Source organism: Leisingera sp. F5 (assembly GCF_001593695.1).
The window spans coordinates 1-1,137 of record NZ_LUKH01001282.1 but is presented as its reverse complement, the minus strand read 5'-3'; the positions used below and the strand labels follow the sequence as shown (position 1 = coordinate 1,137).

The following is a 1,137-nucleotide window of genomic DNA, read 5'->3' as shown; positions in this document are numbered from 1 at the left end:
GAGTTGATCTCATCCTTCAGCGCGTTCAGCGCCGGCCCTGCGACCTGGCGCTCTTCCGGGGTCATCTTGCCCAGCTCGCGCATCTTCAGCGCCACTTCGCCCTTTTTGCCCACGGCGGCAAGGCGGATCGCTTCCAGCGCGGATTCATCCGCGGCATCGGCAATCTGACCCAGATATTTGGCTTTAAGATCGTCCATCACGGCCTCTCGAATTCTGCTTGTGCCCTGCTACCACAAGGGCCGGCGAAAGCAAGAGGGCCAGGGCGTAAGCCCGGCGGGTGTGTCACCGCGCTGCTGTGGCGCGGCGGCATCTTTGGCACAAACCGGTACCAGCTTTGAGACACGAAATTTGAATTTCTAACGGATTGTGCGGCGTTTTACGCCAGATCATCCAGTTCAAACCAGCCCAAATCCATAGAACCAGACGGTGTGATGAGGTCCGTGAGTGCATCAGCAAAGGCGCGGGATTTGGCCGCGCGGTTCACCGATGCGGCCCAGCAGCTTCAGCGGTGCCGCTTCCTTCTCAGACAACTCAATTTCAGTACGCTCACCGTGCGGCTCATAAACGTCGCCAGAGCGGCGAATGCGGGACAGGACGGAATAAGTGGTCAGCTTGTCCATCACGCCGCCCCCGTGGTGTTCTGGATCAGGAAGCCCGCGCGGCTGGCAACGATCTTCTCAGCCATCGTCTCGGCAGACCGCACGGGAACGCCGCCGCCCGCGCCGCTGCGGACTATGGCTATGCCGTCACCGTGCCCGAAGATGCCTGTTCCTCGCGCGACCTGGAGTTCAACGGCTGGACCATCGCCGCCGAAGATGTTCACAAGGCCTATATGTCTGCGCTTGGTTTTGCCTATGCCGCGGTGCTCAGCACCAGCGCCGTTACTGCAAGCTGAAACTGCCGGCCCGGGTCCCGCGGCGGCCCCGGGCTGCGCCCTCCTGAATTTGCGGCTGCTTTATGGTATAGTTTCCCTGCATCTTTTCAGCAGCAGAACCGGAGGAGACAGTCATGGCGCATGTGGATTGGTACATCGAGGGCCGCAGCTTCGGGAACTGCAACTGCAACTACGGCTGCCCCTGCCAGTTCGAGGATCTTCCCACCCACGGAAATTGCACCGGGTTCGAGGTGATCCATATC

Annotated in this window: 3 protein-coding genes and 1 pseudogene; 2 read left to right on the top strand and 2 right to left on the bottom strand. The window is 60.7% G+C overall.

Annotation, left to right across the window (positions count from 1 at the left end; translation table 11 throughout):
* Together A2I95_RS40795 and A2I95_RS40790 are read right to left on the bottom strand one after the other, a co-directional pair.
* Nucleotides 1-197, bottom strand: a pseudogene (locus A2I95_RS40795) (phenylalanine--tRNA ligase subunit alpha); the annotation flags it as partial.
* Nucleotides 198-449: 252 nt separating this feature from the next.
* The gene (locus tag A2I95_RS40790) at nt 450-620 is read right to left on the bottom strand and encodes a hypothetical protein (protein WP_291737999.1); all 171 of its coding nucleotides are present in this window, start codon (nt 618-620) and stop codon (nt 450-452) included.
* Between the two features lie 131 nt (nt 621-751).
* Here A2I95_RS40790 and A2I95_RS40785 point away from each other — a divergent pair, with 131 nt between their 5' ends.
* Both A2I95_RS40785 and A2I95_RS40780 read left to right on the top strand, forming a co-directional pair.
* Nucleotides 752-895: a hypothetical protein gene (locus A2I95_RS40785; protein ID WP_291737998.1), complete on the top strand. Its 144-nt coding sequence runs from the start codon at nt 752-754 to the stop codon at nt 893-895.
* Nucleotides 896-1,008: 113 nt separating this feature from the next.
* The coding region (locus tag A2I95_RS40780; protein ID WP_291738000.1) for a DUF1326 domain-containing protein at nt 1,009-1,137 on the top strand (129 nt) is incomplete at its 3' end.